The sequence below is a fragment of the Paenibacillus sp. JT31N17 genome (genome assembly GCF_056269255.1).
This window is the reverse complement of sequence record NZ_JBWDNP010000017.1, coordinates 52648-73219: the sequence shown is the minus strand read 5'-3', so window position 1 is coordinate 73219 and position 20572 is coordinate 52648. Positions and strand designations below refer to the sequence as shown.

At 51.1% G+C, this 20572-nt stretch carries 18 protein-coding genes; 12 read left to right on the top strand and 6 right to left on the bottom strand.

Translation table 11 applies throughout. The features are described 5' to 3' along the window. Positions 1-58: 58 nt before the first annotated feature. The 3 genes from AC0YOB_RS32460 to AC0YOB_RS32450 all read left to right on the top strand — a co-directional run bounded on the left by AC0YOB_RS32460 (position 59) and on the right by AC0YOB_RS32450 (position 4126). Positions 59-1441, top strand: a complete 1383-nt coding sequence (locus tag AC0YOB_RS32460; RefSeq protein WP_475796307.1) for a response regulator transcription factor — start codon at positions 59-61, stop codon at positions 1439-1441. After that, positions 1435-3171: a cache domain-containing sensor histidine kinase gene (locus tag AC0YOB_RS32455; protein WP_475796306.1), complete on the top strand. Its 1737-nt coding sequence runs from the start codon at positions 1435-1437 to the stop codon at positions 3169-3171. The genes AC0YOB_RS32460 and AC0YOB_RS32455 overlap by 7 nt, the downstream gene beginning before the upstream one ends. A gap of 79 nt (positions 3172-3250) precedes the next feature. Beyond that, positions 3251-4126 (top strand): sugar phosphate isomerase/epimerase family protein, encoded by an 876-nt coding sequence (locus tag AC0YOB_RS32450; protein ID WP_475796305.1) that lies wholly within the window; start codon positions 3251-3253, stop codon positions 4124-4126. A gap of 219 nt (positions 4127-4345) precedes the next feature. Here AC0YOB_RS32450 and AC0YOB_RS32445 read toward each other — a convergent pair whose 3' ends face one another. From AC0YOB_RS32445 to AC0YOB_RS32435, 3 genes are all read right to left on the bottom strand, one after another. Continuing rightward, a complete protein-coding gene (locus tag AC0YOB_RS32445) occupies positions 4346-4729 on the bottom strand; it encodes an ArsR/SmtB family transcription factor (RefSeq protein ID WP_475786743.1) in 384 nt (127 codons plus the stop codon). Beyond that, complete coding sequence (locus AC0YOB_RS32440) at positions 4716-5141, bottom strand: SRPBCC family protein (protein WP_475772350.1); 426 nt, start codon at positions 5139-5141, stop codon at positions 4716-4718. Before AC0YOB_RS32440 ends, AC0YOB_RS32445 begins: the two co-directional genes overlap by 14 nt. A gap of 62 nt (positions 5142-5203) precedes the next feature. Next, positions 5204-5590 (bottom strand): hypothetical protein, encoded by a 387-nt coding sequence (locus AC0YOB_RS32435; RefSeq protein ID WP_475796304.1) that lies wholly within the window; start codon positions 5588-5590, stop codon positions 5204-5206. A 219-nt stretch (positions 5591-5809) separates the two neighbouring features. Between AC0YOB_RS32435 and AC0YOB_RS32430 the strand changes: the two genes are divergently transcribed. The 8 genes from AC0YOB_RS32430 (at position 5810) to AC0YOB_RS32395 (ending at position 15988) form a co-directional block, all read left to right on the top strand. Beyond that, positions 5810-7630 (top strand): sensor histidine kinase, encoded by a 1821-nt coding sequence (locus AC0YOB_RS32430; RefSeq protein ID WP_475796303.1) that lies wholly within the window; start codon positions 5810-5812, stop codon positions 7628-7630. Continuing rightward, on the top strand, positions 7605-9194 hold the full coding sequence (locus AC0YOB_RS32425) for a response regulator (protein WP_475796302.1): 1590 nt from the start codon (positions 7605-7607) through the stop codon (positions 9192-9194). The genes AC0YOB_RS32430 and AC0YOB_RS32425 overlap by 26 nt, the downstream gene beginning before the upstream one ends. Before the next feature lie 227 nt (positions 9195-9421). After that, positions 9422-9832 (top strand): MerR family transcriptional regulator, encoded by a 411-nt coding sequence (locus AC0YOB_RS32420; protein WP_475796301.1) that lies wholly within the window; start codon positions 9422-9424, stop codon positions 9830-9832. 241 nt (positions 9833-10073) lie between these two features. Beyond that, the gene (locus AC0YOB_RS32415; protein WP_475796300.1) at positions 10074-10985 is read left to right on the top strand and encodes a carbohydrate ABC transporter permease; all 912 of its coding nucleotides are present in this window, start codon (positions 10074-10076) and stop codon (positions 10983-10985) included. Between the two features lie 13 nt (positions 10986-10998). Further along, positions 10999-11838 (top strand): carbohydrate ABC transporter permease, encoded by an 840-nt coding sequence (locus tag AC0YOB_RS32410; RefSeq protein ID WP_210045796.1) that lies wholly within the window; start codon positions 10999-11001, stop codon positions 11836-11838. Positions 11839-11946: 108 nt separating this feature from the next. Next, the gene (locus tag AC0YOB_RS32405) at positions 11947-13323 is read left to right on the top strand and encodes an ABC transporter substrate-binding protein (RefSeq protein ID WP_475796299.1); all 1377 of its coding nucleotides are present in this window, start codon (positions 11947-11949) and stop codon (positions 13321-13323) included. Between the two features lie 71 nt (positions 13324-13394). Then, the gene (locus AC0YOB_RS32400; RefSeq protein ID WP_475796298.1) at positions 13395-15074 is read left to right on the top strand and encodes an MGH1-like glycoside hydrolase domain-containing protein; all 1680 of its coding nucleotides are present in this window, start codon (positions 13395-13397) and stop codon (positions 15072-15074) included. Positions 15075-15097: 23 nt separating this feature from the next. Next, complete coding sequence (locus AC0YOB_RS32395) at positions 15098-15988, top strand: glycoside hydrolase family 43 protein (RefSeq protein WP_475796297.1); 891 nt, start codon at positions 15098-15100, stop codon at positions 15986-15988. A gap of 98 nt (positions 15989-16086) precedes the next feature. Here the strand turns inward: AC0YOB_RS32395 and AC0YOB_RS32390 are convergent, their stop codons facing one another. Together AC0YOB_RS32390 and AC0YOB_RS32385 are read right to left on the bottom strand one after the other, a co-directional pair. Next, entirely contained in the window at positions 16087-16743 is a 657-nt protein-coding gene (locus AC0YOB_RS32390) for a nitroreductase family protein (protein WP_475796296.1), read from the bottom strand. A gap of 284 nt (positions 16744-17027) precedes the next feature. Further along, positions 17028-17615, bottom strand: coding sequence for a TetR/AcrR family transcriptional regulator (locus AC0YOB_RS32385; RefSeq protein ID WP_475796295.1), 588 nt, complete (start codon positions 17613-17615; stop codon positions 17028-17030). Between the two features lie 242 nt (positions 17616-17857). Between AC0YOB_RS32385 and AC0YOB_RS32380 the strand changes: the two genes are divergently transcribed. Beyond that, a complete protein-coding gene (locus AC0YOB_RS32380; RefSeq protein WP_210045791.1) occupies positions 17858-18607 on the top strand; it encodes an SDR family NAD(P)-dependent oxidoreductase in 750 nt (249 codons plus the stop codon). Positions 18608-18845: 238 nt separating this feature from the next. On the opposite strand, the gene AC0YOB_RS32375 is transcribed toward AC0YOB_RS32380, so the two are convergent. After that, the gene (locus tag AC0YOB_RS32375) at positions 18846-20438 is read right to left on the bottom strand and encodes an ABC transporter substrate-binding protein (protein ID WP_475796294.1); all 1593 of its coding nucleotides are present in this window, start codon (positions 20436-20438) and stop codon (positions 18846-18848) included. Between the last annotated feature and the right edge of the window lie 134 nt (positions 20439-20572).

The following is a 20572-nucleotide window of genomic DNA, read 5'->3' as shown; positions in this document are numbered from 1 at the left end:
TAGAACAACCCATTCGACCTATTTCACGGGCATTTGCATAAAGGAGTGAGAGCTAGCCATGATCAAGGCATTAATTGTGGATGACGAGAAGTTAGTCAGAAAGGGCCTTATCACCACGACCCCGTGGGCTCGCTTTGGCATTGAGATTGTAGGTGAGGCAAGCAATGGAAAAGCAGCTTTGGCCTATTTGAGGAACCATGAGGTCCATTTGCTTATTGCCGATTTGACGATGCCCGTTATGGGTGGGCTCGAATTGATGAGAAGAGTCAAGCAGCAATACCCGAGCGTCTGGAGCGTTGTGCTGACCTGCCATCAGGAATTTGAGCATATTCAGGAATCCATGCGTGTCGGTGCCATCGATTATATCGTGAAGACGCAGCTGGAGAAGGAAAGCGTGGAGAAGGTGCTCTCCCGCATTACCGGCAGAATTCGCATGGAAGAAGCGCACAGGGCGATAGCCCCGGTCAGGGAGAAAAAGGTTGGCAGCATTCTGGTCGATCTCTCGGTTTCCCCCTCACAGAGCCTTCCCGAAGAATCCGGTACGCACCGTTTCTTGGCTGTTGGCGTTGGAATGTGGCTTAGCCTGGATTGGGAAGAAAGCCAATTGAAACAGCTTCATCAGAGCCTCTTGGGTTCAACAGAATTACGCCTGGTCATCGTCACGGATTTAAAGGACAACCCTCTGCTTCAGCATAAAAAGCCTCTTCAGGCAGCTGTCTCCACCACCTTGTTCTTTGAGGGCTCCGTCAACCAGACTGTTTATGAAATATCCCAGCAGCAGCTGCTGGATTTTCACAGTGGCGACAGAAATGAAGGGATGGAATCGTCTGTTTGCCAGGAATGGGAGGCCCTGCACTGGGTTTATCAGGATGCGGTCTTTGAAAAGCTGCTCCAGGACAGCAAGCAGTCTATTCCCGACAGGACTCATCTTCTCAACATCATTTATTCATCCATTTGCCCATGGCAGGAGATTTTCCCTGAGGGAATCCACCGGGAATACATGAAAGAATGCCATGCTTTGTTTTTTTGGGATGATCATGTGCGTTTCCTAGAGGCCATACGCAATGATTTGCTGAAAGGCATGCAGGCCTTTCCCTACTCCTTCGAAGTGATCGTCAGTATCGTGAAGGCGATCGGTTACATGCAGCAGCATGTTTCTGTCAGCCGTGACGAGCTGGCCGCTTTAGTCTTCATGAGCAGCGGGTATTTCAGCGAATGCTTCCAGATGCTGACGGGGAAGCCGTTCGGCAAATATTTGAAGGAACTCCGAATGGCTAAAGCAGGGAAGCTTCTCGCGCTCACCAGCATTCCCATGTATGCGGTCGCTTCGGAAGTAGGTTATAAGGATGAGAAATATTTCAGCAAATTGTTTCGCGATCACACGGGACAATATCCGACAGACTACCGCAAGAATCTCCTGAAGAGCGGGGACGCATGGTGAAGGGCGGAGGGAGTCAGGTCAAGCGGCGTTCGCTGAAGAATAGGCTGATTACGATACTGTTTCTCTATACGCTCATTCCGCTGCTGCTTTTGGGAATCGTATCCTATCTGTCGATCCAGAATATTTATCGCAACAAAATCGAGAGCGGGATTAACAACACGCTTGAAAATATATCGATCTCTCTGGAGAATACCCTGAGCAATATGGAATACGCCTCCTTGCAGCTGTCAGCGGAGGGCAGCGTAGGCCAGGACCTGTATGCGATGCTGTCCAACCCCAGTATCGTAGCGAAGTTTCGCAGCCAGCAGGAAATCCGCGCGAGCATGAACCTGATCAATTTTACCAATAAGGATTTAGGCTTGATGCTTTATTATTTTTCCGAGAACGGAACGGTAAATTTTGAGACAATGGCCGTCAATCAGGAATATCTCTTCAATCAGACGCTGCTTGCGCGGACTAAAGGGGGAGAATTTTACGGTCCTCATCAGACAGCCTATACATTCGGGAATAATCAGGTGTTTTCTTTTTTGCGTCCGGTTGATGTGACCAATTCGGATCAGAAACCCATTTATATTTATGTGGAGACCAATCTGTCCTTGTTTGAAAAGATACTGGCCAAAGCCAAATACGGGATGCCCGTTGTCAATTATCTGATCAATGAGGATGGCATAATCGTCTATAGCGACGACGAAATGAAGTATCCGCTTGGAACGGCCGTAACGGATAACGCGCTTCATTCCACTATCCTGTTCAATAAGACCAGTGAGCAAGGCTGGACGCTGGGGGTCGCCATTGAGCGTCATGCCTTTAATATTGAATTTCGCAAATGGCTCTACACCTATATGGGAACCGGTCTGCTGTGCCTGGCTTTGAGTGTGCTGCTTGCCTCCCTTGTATGGCGGATCGTATACCGGCCATTAAAAAAAATACAAATGCAGCTGACGATTACGAATGAGGATCATTCACCGGCCATAATCAAGATGACAGGCATCGTCGAATTTGATTCCCTGCTGAGAGAGTTTCAGAGCTCGCGGGATCACGTGCTTGTATTGTTCAAGGAAATTGAAGGCAAGGAAAGGGACAAAGCCCGTCTGGAAGTGGAAAAGCTGCTGTATCAGATCAATCCCCACTTTATTCACAATACCTTGAATACGATCCAATGGATTGCACGCATGAATAATCAGGAGGAAATTTATCGTTTGATTTCCATATTTACGCGGATTCTTCATCATAACCTGGGCAAGGAAGGCAGCTTTGTTCTGCTGCAGGACGAGATCAAGGCGATGCAGGATTACATTGCGCTGCAGGGTATACGGTACGACTGCACCTTTGATGTCCGGATCACTATCGAGGAAGGCATTCATCATGCCTATGTGCCCCGTTTTATTTTACAGCCCTTATTGGAAAATGCCTTATATCATGGAATGGGCGAAGAAACGGGAGAAGGCGCCATTGAAGTCCGCATTCATGCGGATAGCAGCTACCTCTATATCAATGTATCCGACAGCGGCGCCGGGATGACCGAGGAGCAGGTAAACCTGCTGTTAAGCCCCGCGAAGGGCGGCGGCAGCCTGGGTTACGGAATCGGGCTGCAGTATGTATTCAGCATGATTAAGGTCTATTACGGGAATGAGGCCCAAATCGATATTGTCAGTAAAATCGATCAGGGAACGACGATTTTTTTGCGGCTTCCCTTGAATCAGCTTCAGGACAGGGGCTATTACGAGTGAGCAGCGTGAAGATTGGATGGGCAGGGAGCAGGTAACATCGGCGGGCCATTCTGAAACAAAACCGGGGGGAATGAGCGGTATGTTAGCAAACAATAAGCTTGGTGTCATTGTCGATAGCTTTGGGTTAGGCGTTCGAAAGGGTTTGCTTCGGGCAAAGGAGATTGGAGCGGACGGCGTGCAGATTTATGCGGTGGAAGGGGAAATGGACCCGGCGAATCTGAAGCCGGCTGACCGCAGGGAGCTGTGTGATTATTTTGCTTCTCATGGGATGGAGATCAGTGCGCTGTGCGGGGAGATGGGGGGCCACGGCTTCCAGGACAAGATCGTCAATCCCATGAAAATCGAGAAATCCAAGCGTATTCTTGACCTGGCTGTCGAGCTTGGAACGAATATCGTCACTACGCATATCGGTCCTGTTCCCGAAGATACGGACAGCGAGGTTTACGAGGAAATGCAGAAGGCATGCGCGGAGTTGAACGGGTATGCCAACAGCCTGAATGCGTATTTTGCCATTGAGACGGGACCGGAATCGCCGGCGAATCTCAAACGGTTTCTGGATTCGCTCGGTTCCCGCGGCGTAGCCGTCAACTATGACCCCGCCAATCTAGTGATGGTGAATGGGTATGATGCGGTCGAAGGGGTGAGGATTCTCAAGGATTATATCGTGCATACGCATGTAAAGGACGGCATCCGGTACAAGGAATTTGATTCAAGGTATGTGTATGTGCCGCTGGGGTATGAGCCATGGGATTTGAAGGAAGTTTCGAGGCTGGTTTCCTCCGGGGAGTACTTCCGCGAGGTCGCGCTCGGTGAAGGGCAGGTAGACTTCAAGGCCTATTTTGCCGCTCTGGACGAGATAGGCTATAAGGGTTATCTGACCGTCGAGCGTGAAGTGGAAAACCCGGAAGCCGATATCCGCAAAGCGATTGATTTCATTAGGCAGTATCAGGTTTAGCAGGAACTCTTGTAGAATTCATCAACAGAGCCGATTATTATTCGGTACTTGATGAAGCCCATATAACCGGTGCTGCCGGGGGATTTGCGGGACTGGCCACAGCCGCAGCGGATCGTTATTTGCCCATATCCAAAAGGAATGCCTGAACTCCTGCGATTTTCAGGAATTCAGGCATTCTTTGAGAAGATGCAGCCCTTCGAAGGAGAACCGGCCCTTCCGTTATTCCCCGCTCTGAGATTCTCCCGGAAGCGGGAGATCGCCCTGCGCAGTATCTTCCTCCACATACCGACGGAGCGCGGACATCTTGTTGTCCCAGTACCGCTCGTAATAGGCAAGCCATCGCTTCAGCTCCAGCAGGGGCTCGGGATCGAGCCGGTAGCGGGTCTCGCGGCCAACCTTCCGCTCGCGGAGCAGGCCGGCATCCGTCAGGATGCGAAGATGCTTGGATACCGCGGTCCGGGACATGGGATAATGTCCGGAAATGCTGGTGACGGGCATTTCCTTCCCGTCGAGCAGCATCAGCAGACTGCGGCGGGTAGGATCGGCGATCGCCTGGAATACATCGTGCTTCGGGGCGGATGCGGCCGCATCACGCTTCGACATATTTGCCCAATGCGGCGGTAATACCCGCCCAGCCCTGAGCCATGTTCTCGCGGATCTGCGTGTGGGACTGGCCGAATTCGGTAACCTTGTCCACATCCCAGCCGCTGTGGATCAGGGTGATTTCCGTCTTCCCTGCGAGATCGGCCAGCTCGAAGGTCAGCGTCCAGTCCTTGCCCCACAGGAAGGACAGGCGGTTCGGAGGATCGATCTCCGTTACTTTGCAGGGAGAGCTCCCGAATGGCCCTGCCTCCAGATGAAATTCATAACCTTCCTCCGGCTTGAAATCATTAGGCATAAACCAGGCCGCGATTCCCTCCGATGTGGCAACGGCATCCCATACCTTCTGAATAGGCGCGTTAAATACATGCGTTTGCCGGATATCCGGCAGTGATCCTTGTGCATTGTTATTCATGAGAAATCCTCCAATAGTGTTTTTTGTGATGAATACAGCCATGAAGTGGCGATGCCCGGAAATTATTTTTTGGATTTCACCTTATCTTTAAGACGAAAACGCAGAGCGGACCATTTGTCATCCACGGCGACATTGCTGACCGGACTGTAGGCTGTATTCTTTTGCATTTGTTCCGCCAGGGTATCCCGGTTGATATCGGTCTTGACCTTAGAGCTTTGCTTCGGATACGTAATCCAGAAGACGGCCTCCTCATTCAGGAGCGGTATGGCCTTTGGCGCCCATTCATCGACCTCAGCCGCGTTGTTGACGAAGAGCTGCACAAATTCGAATTTAGCTTCGGGACCCGCATCCGAACCAGTCTCAATACCAAGCGTATAGCCCTCCGGAGCGTTGAGAATGAGAGCTTGTCCGGATTTGTAGCGCAGCTTCTTCAGCAGTTCCTCCTGCATATGAGCACAACCTCCATGACTTAAAAAAATATGAAACTATTTGGTTTCGCTTTATCATTATATGACACCATTTAGTTTCGTGTCAATCACGGTATCCAAAGACGATACTGAGCCTGTTTAACATGAACAATTCACCTCTCCGTACCGAAAGAGGATTGCTTGATTGTGCCCGAATGGGTATTATAAGGCTTATTCGGGTTTACAGAGGGGCTGAAGGGATTGTTTTATTCCTTAAAGAACCGGCTGATCGCCATCTTTGTCCTGCTGCTTGTGTTCTCCGCAGGAACGATGTCGGTGCTGCTGTTCAATCAATCGCGTTCTATTATCCGGTCATATATTGAATCCTCCGCCCGGGAGAAGATGGATGAGTATGGTTCTTTTATCCATATGGCGCTGGTGCAAACCTATGATTTGTCCTCTATCGTCTTTAACAGCGACACGACGAAGGGCTGGAATGATGCGATGGCGGACAAGACGCTGAGCGAAGGCGAGAAGATGCTGTACAACATCGATTTGAGCAAGTTTCTGACCAAGACGATCAACAGCTATACAAGCGTATCCTCCGTAACGGTTTACCGGCAGGGGGGTCTTCGGATCAGCGCGGATAATCAGGTGGTGAAGGACAGCACGTTCATGTCCACGGACTGGTATCAGAATTTCAAGAATCACAGCGTGCAGTGGGTGTCGGCTCATAATGACCCGGATGAGCAGACCAGCATCAAGCCTTATCAGGTCGTCAGTCTGCTGCTGCCGATCGGCACCTTCGAGCCCTCGCTCTCGAAGAGCCTCATGAAAGTCAATGTAAGGTCGGACTTCTTGCTGGAGCCCTTAAACGGCATTCATCTTGGTGAAAGCGGTACAATTTTTCTGCTGGATGCGGAAGGAAAGCCTATTTTATCCCAGGATGAATATTACACGCATCAAGAAACGATTGCCCAGGTGGAGAACATCCGCAAGATGCCGTCGATTCAGGGCGTGGTTTATTTGCGCAATAAGTCCGGGTCTACTGATGTGCTCGTTTATAAAAAGCTGGAACGTTACGACTGGATGCTGGTTGGCTTCGTTCCCGAGGGCGAGCTGTATGCCAAGCTGACCAAGCTCCGCACTTATATTATCGTTTTTACGACTTTATTATGTATTGCTGCCATATTGGTGGCAAGCTGGCTGTCTGTTGGCATAACGAAGCCGCTCTCCCGGCTGGCTTCCGCCATGCGTTCCATTCAATCAGGCGATTTCGACATGGCGGAGAACCGGATACCGCCGGAGAAGAGCATCCGCAATGAAGTGGGCTTCGTGACCGAGGCCTTCCGCAATATGGTCAGACGGCTCAGGGATCATATCAAGACGGAATTCGAGCTCAAGCTGCTCCGGCAGCAGGCGGAGTACAAGGCGCTGCTGATGCAGATCAATCCGCATTTTATCTTCAACACGCTGGAGCTTCTGACCAGTCTGTCGATGCAGAAGCGCACGGATGATACGGTTCATGTCATTGAGTCGCTGGGCAAAATGATGCGTTATTCGCTCAAAGTGAACCATGATACGATATCGCTCACGGAAGAGCTGACGTACTTGAACTACTACACGTCGATCCTGCAGATTCGATTCCGCGAGCGGTTGGAAATTAACATGATTAAGGAAGGGAAGCTGGACGATTTGCAGGTCATCAAGTTTATTCTGCAGCCCCTGGTGGAAAATGCCGTCAAATACGGCTTCCAGCACCGGAATGGCGCTGTTGTCCACATCGGAATCCGCAGGGAGGGCATGCAGCTTGCGCTTTCCGTTGCAGACAACGGGCCGGGCATTCCGCCCGAAATCATCCAGCGGCTGCAGGCGGAATCCGCTTCGGTGCAGCTTGATCATGTGCTCAACAACGAAACCAGTCAGATCGGCCTGAGGAATGTGCTGATCCGCTGCCGCCTTTATTATGGAGCGCTCTTCAGCTTCAACATTGAATCCTATTATGGGCAAGGTACGACCATTACATTAATTTTGCCTGCACAGGAGGGAAACCCGGATGTATCGAGCATTGATCGTGGATGATGAACCGGACATCAGACTTGGCCTGCAGCTTAAGGTGGATTGGAACAGTCTGAATGCCACAGTCGCGGCGGAGGCCGCCAATGGAGCTGAAGCGCTGGAGAAGCTTCGGCAGGAAGAGATCGATATTATGATTGCCGATATGAATATGCCGGTCATGAACGGGGTTTCCCTGCTGGAAGCCTGCAGCAGGCAGTATCCCGCCCTTAAGGTCATTGTCGTGACAGGCTATGAGGATTTTCATTACGCCAAGGCGGCCCTGAAGAATCAGGCCCGGGATTATCTGCTGAAGCCGGTATCCAGGGAAGAACTGCTGACGGCGCTTACGCGTGTAATCGGCGAGCTGGATGACGAGCGCAAGGATGAAGATGAACAGAAGCTGGTCCAGTGGCGGCTTTCCCAGTATTTTAAGGAAATGAAGGAGCATTTTATCCTCTATATTGTCAAGGAGGAGCTGAAGCGGAAGGATGATGTGATCGAGCGTTCCAGACGCTTTGGGCTGGATGACTGGGATGAGAGGCGCGTGCGCTTCCTGACGGCAGGCCTTCGGGAGAGGTCGGTGCATAATGATGCGCAGCTGCGCACCCCGGATAAATTTCATATGCCCTTCGAAATGGTCTGCCGGGAATTCGCCCAGACGTATCCGGCTCCGGAACAGCCGCAGGTATTTCGCGATGCCAATTATCCGGGCCTGATGCATTTCATCCTGCCCGATGACGAGCATGGAATTGCCGTGTTCGCGGCTGCTTTACGCGCATGCATTGCGGAGCAGCTGGCGTTTGAGCCGACGATTGGCATCGGGCAGCCGGTTACGGGCTTCCAGTCCTGGAAGGAGGGCTGCATGTCTTCCCTGCTGGAGTGGAATCTCCCGCAGAACCGGATGGACCGCAAATCCGAAGAGCAGGGTGATGCGAAGGCGGTGCTGACCGAGGATATGTCGAAGGTGATTCACCGGTACATCATCAATGGCGAGCTGGGCGCTTTCGAGGAAACCATCCACAAGGAGCTGGCGGAGGCCTTCAGGCAATCCCAGGCGCGTTTCGTCAAGTTGATTGTTCAATTTTATTTTCTGCTGGATGCTCTGGCTCACTCTGCGGGCGTTGAGCTTGCGGGAAGGGAGCAGCTGTGGATCCGGCCAGACCGTGTGCTGGAATTCGATACGGTGGAGAAGGCGGAGAGCTTTCTTGTCGCATTAGGCAGCAAAATCCACAAGACCCAGGCGGATTCGGAGGATGCGGAGCTCTCCGCCGTGCAGGCGGCCCAGCAGTTCATTCATCAGAATTATATGGTCGAGCTTAATCTGAGCATGCTGGCGGAACGCTTTAATTACAACCGATCTTATTTCTCCGAGCTGTTCAAGTCCAAGGTAGGCATAAGCTTCATCCAGTATGTGACGGAGGTGCGCATGGAGCAGGCTGTCAGGCTGCTGAAGGAGACAACGCTTGGTTTATGGGATATTGCCGAGTTGACCGGGTTCTCCAATGCAAGCTACTTCAGCTCCAAATTCAAGCGGATGTATGGGATTTCTCCTTCGGAGTTCCGGATTGCCAATAGAGGTAAGGATTGAACAACGAAAACCTCGCCGGCCAATTTTTGTCTGGCGGTTTTTTTTCTATGCTAAATGGTTCGCAATCGTTCCAACGGTCAATTAATTCACTATGCCCGGACTCAAATTCACCGGCATCGGGGAATATATATCAACTTGACATGGAGTAAGCTCCATGGGGTAAGATGCAGTTGGGAAAACGAACAAGTTAGCCGGAAGCGTCAATAGGCAAAGGAGGAAGCCGAGTGATGGAGGAGCCTACATTTACAATCGCAGATATTTCCAAACATACGGGTCTCAGTTACGATACGATCCGTTATTATGAGAAAATCGGGCTGCAGCCGCCTGCAAAGCGCAAGGAAAACGGGCAGCGGGAATACGACAAGCGCGATCTTGACCGTTTCATCTTCATTACCCGTCTTAAACGGACTCATATGCCGCTGAAGGAAATTGAACGGTATATGACGATGGCATCCGATCAAAAATACTCAGGCTGCTACAGCGTGCTCTGTGAGCACAAACTCAGAATAGAGTCGGAATTGGCGGAAATGAACGCTACTTTAGAAATCATGAAATACAAAATGGATCACTTTCAAGATATGATGAAGCGTTCAGGATTAAGTGCAGATGTGACTGAAGAGCAGGTTCACCATCGTTGACCGGCAGGAGCCCCGGGCGTAAGCCTTGAGACAGACGGGCCGTGAAGTGAAAATATAGAACAGAGCAAGCAGCCCCGGACAATCCAATTTTCAGGGCTTTTTCTTGCGCTGCGGCAGCAACCTGAAAAAAACGATAGCGATATGCCGAAGAATTAGAATTCAATCCCGAAGCCATAATCCGTATGCTTGAATCATCGGATCGCGCGTTCGATCCATGCTGCGCAAGGAGGAGGCTTTTTTCATGCAAAAAACTCGTAAATCAGCCCTTTGGCGTCAGAACAGGACCGCATATCTATTTTTGCTTCCATGGCTGATCGGCTTCTTCTGTCTCACGCTTGGTCCCATGCTGGGCTCCTTGTTTTTGTCCTTGACCAAGTTCAATCTGCTCACGCCTCCCAAATGGCTGGGATTCGGGAACTATCAGGAAATTTTCACGAAAGACGATTCTTTCTACAACTCCTTATCGCTGACCTTCAAGTATGTGCTCTTCTCGGTGCCGCTCAAGCTGATCTTTGCACTTCTGGTGGCAATGGCGCTCAACAAGGGAATCCGGGCATTGGGCATTTACCGGACTGTCTACTACATTCCTTCGCTGCTTGGCGGCAGTGTGGCCATTGCGATTGTATGGAGACGAATCTTCGAAGGAGACGGGTTGTTCAATCATTTTCTCGGCTGGTTCGGGATTCAGGGACCTTCCTGGATATCCAATCCGGATACGATCATGTACACGATTATTACGCTCTCGGTATGGCAGTTCGGATCGGCGATGGTCATCTTTATGGCCGGCCTGAAGCAGATTCCCGGTGATTTGTACGAAGCGTCCGAGGTGGATGGCGCAGGCAAGACCCGGCAGTTCTTCCAGATCACGCTGCCCATGCTCTCGCCGGTTATTTTCTTTAATCTGGTGATGGGGCTCATCAATTCCTTCCAGGTGTTCACGCCCGGTTATGTGATCGGGGACGGACGGGGAGGTCCGATCGACTCGACGTTATATTACACGCTTTATCTATACCTGAAAGGCTTCTCGTTCTTCGAAATGGGTTATGCTTCGGCACTGGCCTGGATCATGCTGGTCATTATCGGGGCATTCACGGCAATCGTATTCTTGACCTCGAAGTATTGGGTATTTTATGGAGACGATAAGGGAAAATAGGAGGTGATCACATATGGCAATGAAAAAAATATATGGAAGCATGAGCCGGCATGTTCTGATCATTGCGCTGGGACTGATTATGATGTATCCCGTGCTGTGGCTGCTGAGCAGCTCCTTCAAGCCTAATCAGCTGATCTTTTCTGACCCCGGCATCTGGCCCAAGCAGTTCACCCTCGATAATTACATCAACGGCTGGAAAGGTCTGCAGGGGATTTCGTTCGGGCGGTTTTTCGCCAATTCGGCGATCATATCGGTTTTGTCGGTACTGGGCAACGTCGTTACCTGCTCGCTGGCTGCCTTTGCTTTTGGCCGGCTGCACTTCAAGGGCAAGCGTCTCTGGTTCAGTCTGATGCTCGTGACCATTATGCTTCCGTATCATGTTACGCTCGTGCCCCAATATGTTTTGTATAATCAATTTGAATGGATTAATACGTTCTTCCCGCTGATTGTTCCAAAATGGCTGGCAACGGATTCCTTCTTTATCCTGCTCATGATTCAATTCATCCGGGGCATTCCCGCTGAGCTGGATGAGAGCGCGACCATCGACGGCTGCGGTCCGGCACAGATTTATTTCAAAATCATTCTGCCGCTGCTGGTGCCGGCGCTCATCACAACCGCGATCTTCACCTTCATCTGGACATGGGATGACTTCTTCAGCCAGATGATTTATTTGAACCAGGTCAAGCTGTTTACCGTTCAGCTCGGCATCCGCTCCATGTTTGACCCGTCCGGATCATCGGATTGGGGCGCGCTGCTGGCGATGTCGGTGCTCTCCTTAATTCCGATCATGACCATATTCCTGTCGTTCCAGCGCCATTTTGTCGATGGGATCGCGACGACCGGTCTGAAATAAACCCAAATATAATAGATGCCAAGAGCCAACGAAATAGCATGTATTCATTCCGGAACTTGCATTACGATGAAAATGTAAGCGTTAAACAAATGAAGGGGGATAAACAAAATGAAGAAGCAATTATCAGTATTGATGCTTGCGCTGCTGGTGGTCGTGCTGACGGCCTGCTCCGGCGGTACGGGAGGCGGTCCCGACACGGGGAATGCGGGTAACACCGGAAATACAGGAAATGCCGCGAATACAGGTGAGGATAATAAGGCAGACAACGGAGCTGCTGCAGGCAAGCAGGTCGAGCTGCGCATCATGTGGTGGGGCGACCAGAAGCGTGCCGACCGTACCAATGAGGCGCTCCGCAAGTTTGAAGAGAAGAATCCCGGCATCAAGGTTGTCGGCGAATTCTCCCCATCCTCCGGGTACTTCGACAAGCTCAATACCCAGCTCGCATCGGGAACGGCACCGGACGTATTCTTCCTCGGCGGCAATGTCGTGGATTATGCCAACAAGAATGTGCTGCTCGATCTTCAGCCCTATGTCGGCAAGCAGCTGAACCTGGACGACATGGATAAAGCGATGGTGGAGTACGGCACGATTAACGGCAAGCTTATCCATATCTCGGCAGGGGCGAATGCCCGCGGTGTGGTCGTCAATACCGAAATGTTCAAGAAAGCCGGGATGCCGGTTCCAACGGATGATTGGACCTGGGATCAATATATCGCAATCAGCAAAGAGCTGTCGGATAAGCTGGGCAAGGGATATTACGGCACGTATGATTTCACCGTTGACGGCATGGACATCGCTTTGAAGCAAAAAGGCAAGCAGCTGTACGATATGGAAGCCGGCACGCTCGGCTTTGACGAGAAGGATGCCGAAGGCTGGTTCTCTTTCTGGAACAAGGCTCATCAGACAGGCGGCGTTGTGCCGGCGGAGCTTCATGTATCCAATCCTCCGGGCGACACCAGTAAATCCTTGATCGTTACCGGCAAGGTTGCCATGGGGCTGATTCCCTCGAACCAATTTGCGGCTCATCAGAATTTGATCCAGGATCCGCTGACGCTGCTGCAGGTTCCAAAAGGCGACAAGGGCAGAGCGATCGTATTCGAATCCAGCCAGGGGATGTCCGGCTATGCCAAAACCAAGCACCCTGAGGAAGTGGCGAAGCTGATGGATTTCTGGATCAATGATCCTGATGCGGCTGCCATTCTGGGCAATGACCGCGGCGTGCCGGTTACGTCGAAGATGCGCGATCTGCTCTCGAAGGATGCTACGCCGATCGATCAAATCGTGTATGACTATACGAGCAAGGTTTCCGTAACGGCTGCAGAGGAGCAGGTTAAGGTCAGCTATAACCCTCCTGGCTTCACGGAATATTCCAAGCTTGCGGATTCCACTATGCTGGAGATCGGCTTCGGCCGGAAAAAGGTCGAGGAAGCCGTGAATGATTTCTATACCGGCGTCGTCAAAATTTTCAACAGCAACACGGAATAGTAAGAAGATAAGGGCTGCTGCACTGCAGCCTTTTCTTTTTATGAAGACCGGTGAAAAAGCAGGATAAACCAATGAAAGAAATGAGGCGTTTGATTGTGGACAATGAGTTGCTGCTGGAGCGGCTTCGCACAACCAGTCCAGAGGAGCGGGCAGGGGAGCTTGGAAAAGCATCGGATCAGCCGGTAATGGAGGAATGGACCCGCAGCGGCGTGAAATTCGCCGCATCGTCGCAAGGCTTCGAGGAGGTCTATTACTCCGCTCTGCGCAAGCTGATGGACTGTATTGTGCCAACCGGCGGGGCTGATCCCGTTCTGCAAGAGGGCGGCATATATTTGGGCTGCTGGCTGGAGAGCACGGGAACCATCAATGCGGAGCTGTTGTCGCGGTTTATCCCTTCCGTATCGGAATCGACTTATCGGCTGTTCGCCGATTATCAGCTGGAGGACGGCTTGATGCCCTATAAGGTTACGGGCCAAGGCCCGGCCTACAGACAGATTCAGCTAGTGACGCCGCTGGCCAGAAGCGTCTGGAATCATTACCTGCTTCATGGACGCAATAAGCAGTTTCTGGGTAAAATGTTCGGCGCCATGCAGCGCTATGACAAGTGGCTCGCCGTTTACCGGAACACCCGGGGAACCGGCTGCGTGGAGGCTTTCTCGACCTTTGATACCGGGCATGATCTGTCCCCGCGCTTCTGGCATATTCCCGACACGCCGCATCTGGACGATCCGAGGCAGTATAATCCCGATTCGCCGACGCTGCCTCTGTTGGCGCCGGATCTGACGGCCAATGTCTACTGCCAGCGCATGTATCTGGCGCGGATTGCACAGGAACTGGGAGAAACATCCGCTGCGGATTGGATCAGCCAAGCGGAGCAAAGCAAAGCGAGCTTGTTCAAGTATTGCTATGACGAGACGGATGCATTCTTCTATGATCTGGACAATAATGATCAATTTGTCCGTGTGCAGTCGGATGTTCTGCTGCGGGTTCTGGCCTGCGAGATAGGAGACAGGGATCTGTTCGATACCGCTCTGCGGCGATACCTGCTCAATTCAAGCAAATTCTTCGCCAAATACCCGTTCACTTCGATTGCGATGGACGATCCGAGATTTGATCCGTTCTCCAGCTATAACAGCTGGGGCGGCCCGTCCAATTTTCTCAGCCTGATCCGCACGGCGCATGCCTTCGAGCATCATCAGCGTTATGTGGAGCTGACCTGGGTGCTTTACCCGATTCTGGCGGCCATGTCCAATATGAAGCGCTTCTCCCAGGCGCTCAGCCCGTGGACCGGAGAAGAAGGCTTCACCCAGACCTATTCCCCGGCCATTCTGTGCATGCTGGATTATGTGGAGCGGCTTTGCGGCATCCTGCCAAATCCGGACGGAGACATTTGGTTCACTGGACTAGTGCCCTATCCGCTTGACCACGGAGCTGAAGTGGCGAACGAAACGGCCTATTCGCGGACAATCGACGGGGCGGAATTTGAACTGCTCAATGCCCGCAACGGCTGCACGGCTTACCGCAGCGGTGAAGCGTATATCCGTTTTCCATTCGGGATCAGGCTCGTGACGGACCGTGAGGGCAGGCTGAAGGCCATCATCGGAATGAGTGTCAGAACGGTTGAAGGGACGCTCACCTATAGGGGGCGGGATTATTCGATTGCGGTAAGAGGCAACGAGCGGCTTGATTTCACGGACGGCGGATTTGCAAGCGTGTCGGATATCGGCGTCGTTATGCCAACCTACAGATAAGAAAACAGAAGGGAGTGGAGAGCGTGCTAAAGACGGAGGATATTCAAATCCGGGACCCGTTCATTGTGCCGGTTGAATCGGCAGGGACTTATTATATGTATGGCAGCACCGACAAGAATATTTGGGGCAAGGGTACAGGGTTTGACGTTTATGTGAGCCGGGATCTGGAGATGTGGGAGGGGCCGTTTCCGGTCTTCCGCCCGCCGGGCGATTTCTTCGCGGACAATAATTTCTGGGCGCCTGAGGTATACAGCTATCAGGGCCGTTATTATATGTTCGCCACCTTCCGGCGCAGGGATAATCAACTGCTCGGAACGGCGGTTCTTGCCGCCGACAGCATGATGGGACCCTTCCATCCGCATAGCGACGGACCGGTAACGCCAAGCGATTGGAGCTCGCTCGATGGTTCCCTGCACATCGATGAAGAGGGGCAGCCATGGATGGTCTTCTGCCATGAATGGCAGCAGATCACCGACGGACAGGTGTGCGCGGTCCGGCTTAGCGATGATTTGAAGCAGGCGCAGGGTGATCCTGTCCTGCTGTTCAGCGCTTCGGAAGCTCCCTGGACGACACCGCTTGCGTCCGACAAGGTACTGGTGGGCGACAATTATGTGACAGATGGCCCGTACCTGTTCAAAGGCGAAGACGGCAGGCTCATTATGCTGTGGGCGAGCTTTATCCATCGCAGCTACGCGCTCGGGATCGCCGTTTCGGCTTCCGGCAAGGTGACAGGACCATGGATGAACGAACCGGAGCCTCTCTACAGCAATGACGGCGGACACGGCATGCTTTTCCGCACCTTCGAAGGCAAGCTGATGCTGACGATCCATACCCCGAACAAAACGCCTCTTGAGAGGCCGATTTTCATCGAGGTTGAAGAGAGTAATGGCAAGCTCAGGGTAATAGGCAGCTAGCGTTAAGCACCTTCGGCTCCCCACATCAATAGTGGTTCTGAAGGTGCTCTATTTGTTTTTCGGGATCCCATTGATTGCCTCATTCTTTGGACCCCTTTTTAGGATGGGAAAGACATATCATTCCAGCGTGTGACTTCATCTACTGACAATCGAATCGATGGAATTCCTTCTTTCGCAGCTTTCCCGATCGCAATCAGCAAGACAGAAACGTAACGCTCGCCAATTCCGAAAGCTTCTTTGAATTTATCCAGATCATAACCAGCCATTGGCACAGTATCGTAGCCCCTCGCTTTGGCAGCAAGCATTAATTGCATGGATACGAGGCCTCCGTCAATATAGGCATATTTGCTTTTGAGTTCGTAAGAAAACCCCTCATACATGTTTAATGTATTTCTGACCTTCCTTTCTTTTGCGCTCTCCGTCATATATCCGGCTTGAACCGTACGATCATAAATCGTATCCGTGTATTTAAAGTTCTCCAGATCACCCAGTACGGCAATGACAGCGGCAGCTTCGACAACCTGTTTCTGATTTAAGGCAATCGGAAGCAGCTTCTCTTTCAACGGTTGTGAGTCGATGACCAGAAAACGCCAGGATTGCAAATTAGTACCGGATGGAGCTTGAATGGCTTCTCCTAATAGTTCCTTGATCTCATCCCTTGAAATTTTGATTGTCGGGTCAAAAGTTCGGACGGCACGTCGTTCGCGCATTACCGTAGACAAAGGAATACTTTGCGAAGCAGATGTTGTTGACATTTAAAATTGATGCCTCCCTTTATGCAAGTGATTAATTCTGTAACGTTCACTAAATATATAGGACGCAGAATGAAATGTCAAACATTCATCCAAGCAAAATATTTCCAAGCTCGTTTCAGCCCGCCACTGCGTTCATCATTAATCGCAAATGAGGGACATTAGCCGCAATAAGTCAAGATACATCCGCCAAAGAAAGCAAATAAGGCCAGCCATGGTTACTGGCTGACCTTATTTATTGTAATTGGGCTTCAATGTAATCGTCCCATGCTTGGCATTCGTCCCGTTTAAGATGGCCAAAGACGTAGCGCATTTGCTGTAATTCTCTGCAATTTTTCATGGCTTGCCCCGGCACCGGCCTGAACGGCCATTCCCTGGAATACTGTTGCATAGAAGCTGGCCAGTTCCTCAGCGTCAACTTCGACTGGGATTTCACCATTCTTTTTCGCCTGTTCAAAGCGCTCGCGAAGCGCATTTTCGCCGCCCGCACGGCGAGCGTTTAATTCCTGCCGGACCGCGTCGCCAGTCTCTCCAGAGGAAAGCGCACCCTGTACGGTTAAGCAGCCCAGAGGTGTAGCAGGGTTCGTAGTTGCTTTTGCGGCTCCATACAGCAGACTTTCCACAACCTGGCGTGCTGTCGGCTGTTCGAAAGCTTCACGCATATAAGCTGCCGGGCCTTCGGCATACCGGTCAAGAATTTTAAGAAACAATTCCTCTTTGTTGCCAAAAGCAGCATATAAGCTTGGGGTGTTAATCCCCATAGCTTCTGTCAAATCTGCTACAGACGTTCCTTCATACCCTTTTTGCCAAAACAAATGAAGTGCACAATCCAGAGCAGTTTCGGTATCGAAGGAACGGGGACGTCCTCTTGCCATAGATGTTCCCCTCCGTTTCTTTTTCTTATCGGTATAGTACCAAAAATCATTCCAAGAGTTCATTCTCTATATTGAATGGTTAGGCCACAGGAGTCAAGAATGTATAATTCGTACCCGTTATGCTCAACCTAACTTTTAAATCCTCCCCCTTGTGAGTGGATATATTTCCAGTTTGACAAAACCAAACCTCATGCTATATATTTAGCGAGCACTACAAAATTAGATTGAGGGAGTGGTTATGGATGTCAAACAAACTTACGGGTAAAGTTGCTATCGTTACAGGGGGTACTCGCGGTATTGGAGCAGCAGCAGCTCGGGCGCTGGCTGATCAAGGCGCAGATGTGGCAATCAGCTACGGTAAATCAGCTGAACAAGCTGAAGCTGTTGTACGTGAACTGCAAGCGAAAGGGGTTCGGGCGGCCGCGTTTAAAGCGGATCAAGCTGATCCATCTTCTGCTGAAGAGCTAGTGAAGGCAGTTGTCGAAAGATTCGGCAGACTCGATATCCTTGTCAACAACGCCGGGGTTACCGTATTCGCTCCGATCGATAATCCGGAGAATAATGTGGCGGACTTCGATCGTCAATTGAACATTAACTTCAACAGTCCAGTTGCCGCAATCCGCGCCGCGATTAAAGTGATGGGTGAAGGCGGCCGTATTATCAGCATGGGTTCAGGCGTCGGTACACGTACAGGTTTCTCCGGTCTTGCCGACTACACGGCCACGAAATCCGCAATTGCCGGTTACAGCCGAGGCGCTGCCCGCGACTTGGCAGCGAAAGGCATTACAATAAATATTCTGCAGGCCGGTTTTGTCGATACGGAGATGAATCCTGCCGACGGCCCGTTTGCTTCCCATTTCAATGCGACTACAGCTCTTGGCCGTTTTGCACGGCCGGAAGAAATCGCGGCCGGCATTGTATTCCTGGCTAGCCCGGAAGCTTCTTACGTTACGGGTACGGTATTGAACATCGATGGCGGTTACGGAGCGTAATCTGCAGGAAATGCCAGTCTATTAATCACAACAAAGCCAACCGGTTAACACCCGGGTGGCTTTGTTATGTTTATCCAAAATTCAATTGTCTATTCATGAAAAGTTTAAGCAGAAGTCATTTCAGGCTGCCAATGCGCCTGATCAAAAGACGCGTTTGTCCTTTGCGGCTATCATAAGACGTTTCCGCATGAGCTGCCCGATTTTTTTCACCGGACATTTAGCATGTGAATGATTAACCTTATTTAAGACCTTTATCCGCCAGAAACGTTTCCCACTGTTTATCGGTTTCCTGATCGATTTTTTCCTGGCCCGATGCTTTCAGCTTATTGATATATTCCGGCACTTCCTTGGCCGGGTCGACCGCTCCGGTTTCGATGGCGACCTGGTATTCGTTATTGACCGCGACCGTATTGGCAACCTCTGATTTGATGGCATCTTCATTGCGGGAGAATCCGTAGGAGGCAGGCACCAGCGCGCTTTCGTTCAGAGCGATTGTTTTCTCCCACACGTCCGGAGCCTGGGGCGCTTTAAGGTAAGCGTTGAATTGATTGCCGAACACCCAATCGACATTGGGCGCATAGCCGGAGTCCTTAATCGGCTCAATGTAAGCATCGTCCTTCTTGGTATAGTGCGTGCCCTCGATACCGTTGCAGATCAGATTATAGAGATATTTATCGGTATTAAGCAAATTGATCAGCATCAAGGCGCGTTCCGGATTTTTGGAGGTTTTGCTGACAATATGCATGGCGCTGGCCACTCCCGTAAAGTAGGATTCGGAGAGCGGGACGCGGATGACCTCATTGCCGCCGTTATTGTTCATCTCATCGACTTCCCCGCCGGGCTTCGTCACGAAATCGAGAACAGCCGCAACATTGCCTTTTTTCTTCAAATCATTGATATTCCCGAGAATCGGGGCATCCTCGTTGATGTAGCCGGCCTGGTACCAGGCGTGCATGGTCGCATAGAAATCTTTCTTGTCCTCAATGGATTGCAGCGTCGGAATTGCTTTATAGGTCGCATCGTCTTTTGCGTACATGACTCCCAGACCATCGCTGAACACAACATTGGGATCCACGTACAGGCCCCATGAGTTTTGAGCCATGCCCATCGGGATGACATCCGGCTCATTTTCCTTCACGGCCTTGAAGAAGGGCTCGAAATCCTTGTAGGAATGAATGGTGTTTACATCAAGGTCCAGATATTTATCGGCGTAATGCTTCTGGATGACGAGACTTTTTTGCTTAGCGGCAATTTGGTAGATGGGAAATCCATATACCTTGCCGTCATTCGCCTTCAGATCCGGCCAGAATTTATCCGGGATGTTGGCGCGGGCTTCCGGTGCATATTTGGAGATCATGTCATCGGTCAGCTCCAGGAAGGCACCTTTATCAATATTCGGCTGGTAATTCAGGAGCCAGCCTCTTGCGCTCCAGGCAATATCGAATTCTTCGCCCGCTGCCATGATGGCGTTGAGCTTGGGCTCGTATTCGTCAAAAGTGAGCGGTTTCAACTCGACGGTCGCGTTGATTTTCTCTTTGAGATATTTGTTGATTTCATCGTTGACCAGCTTCTGGTCCTTGCCCGGGGCGCTGGATACCGGATAGTAGAAGGTCAGCTTGGCTTCATCAAGCGCAGGGGCCGCGGGTTCTTCATCCTTCTCCGCTGTCGTGCCCGCGTTATTGGGAGTATTGGCGCTGTTCTTTGGCGTATCCGGCGTATTGGCACCATTTGTCCCGCCGGAATTGTTGTTATTTCCGCATGCGGCCAGAACGGTGAAGCATAGAAGCAATGCGACGAGCTGCGCAGTCATTGATCTTTTTTTATTTTTCATGTATTAACCCTCCATTTGTTATCGTTCGCCTATAGGAAAGAGTGCTTTTTCCCGCTTTCTCTATAGCTCCGGGGGGAGCGTTTCTCCTTGGAGCATAGCAGAAAGCAACCGCTTGCTGCTACAGAAATATTACC

Coding starts and splice junctions, on each gene's coding strand:
- AC0YOB_RS32460 (WP_475796307.1), top strand. CDS start 59: ATGATCAAGGCATTAATTGTGGATGACGAGAAGTTAGTCAGAAAGGGC.
- AC0YOB_RS32455 (WP_475796306.1), top strand. CDS start 1,435: ATGGTGAAGGGCGGAGGGAGTCAGGTCAAGCGGCGTTCGCTGAAGAAT.
- AC0YOB_RS32450 (WP_475796305.1), top strand. CDS start 3,251: ATGTTAGCAAACAATAAGCTTGGTGTCATTGTCGATAGCTTTGGGTTA.
- AC0YOB_RS32445 (WP_475786743.1), bottom strand. CDS start 4,729: ATGTCGAAGCGTGATGCGGCCGCATCCGCCCCGAAGCACGATGTATTC.
- AC0YOB_RS32440 (WP_475772350.1), bottom strand. CDS start 5,141: ATGAATAACAATGCACAAGGATCACTGCCGGATATCCGGCAAACGCAT.
- AC0YOB_RS32435 (WP_475796304.1), bottom strand. CDS start 5,590: ATGCAGGAGGAACTGCTGAAGAAGCTGCGCTACAAATCCGGACAAGCT.
- AC0YOB_RS32425 (WP_475796302.1), top strand. CDS start 7,605: ATGTATCGAGCATTGATCGTGGATGATGAACCGGACATCAGACTTGGC.
- AC0YOB_RS32420 (WP_475796301.1), top strand. CDS start 9,422: ATGGAGGAGCCTACATTTACAATCGCAGATATTTCCAAACATACGGGT.
- AC0YOB_RS32415 (WP_475796300.1), top strand. CDS start 10,074: ATGCAAAAAACTCGTAAATCAGCCCTTTGGCGTCAGAACAGGACCGCA.
- AC0YOB_RS32410 (WP_210045796.1), top strand. CDS start 10,999: ATGGCAATGAAAAAAATATATGGAAGCATGAGCCGGCATGTTCTGATC.
- AC0YOB_RS32405 (WP_475796299.1), top strand. CDS start 11,947: ATGAAGAAGCAATTATCAGTATTGATGCTTGCGCTGCTGGTGGTCGTG.
- AC0YOB_RS32400 (WP_475796298.1), top strand. CDS start 13,395: ATGAAAGAAATGAGGCGTTTGATTGTGGACAATGAGTTGCTGCTGGAG.
- AC0YOB_RS32390 (WP_475796296.1), bottom strand. CDS start 16,743: ATGTCAACAACATCTGCTTCGCAAAGTATTCCTTTGTCTACGGTAATG.
- AC0YOB_RS32385 (WP_475796295.1), bottom strand. CDS start 17,615: ATGGCAAGAGGACGTCCCCGTTCCTTCGATACCGAAACTGCTCTGGAT.
- AC0YOB_RS32380 (WP_210045791.1), top strand. CDS start 17,858: ATGTCAAACAAACTTACGGGTAAAGTTGCTATCGTTACAGGGGGTACT.
- AC0YOB_RS32375 (WP_475796294.1), bottom strand. CDS start 20,438: ATGAAAAATAAAAAAAGATCAATGACTGCGCAGCTCGTCGCATTGCTT.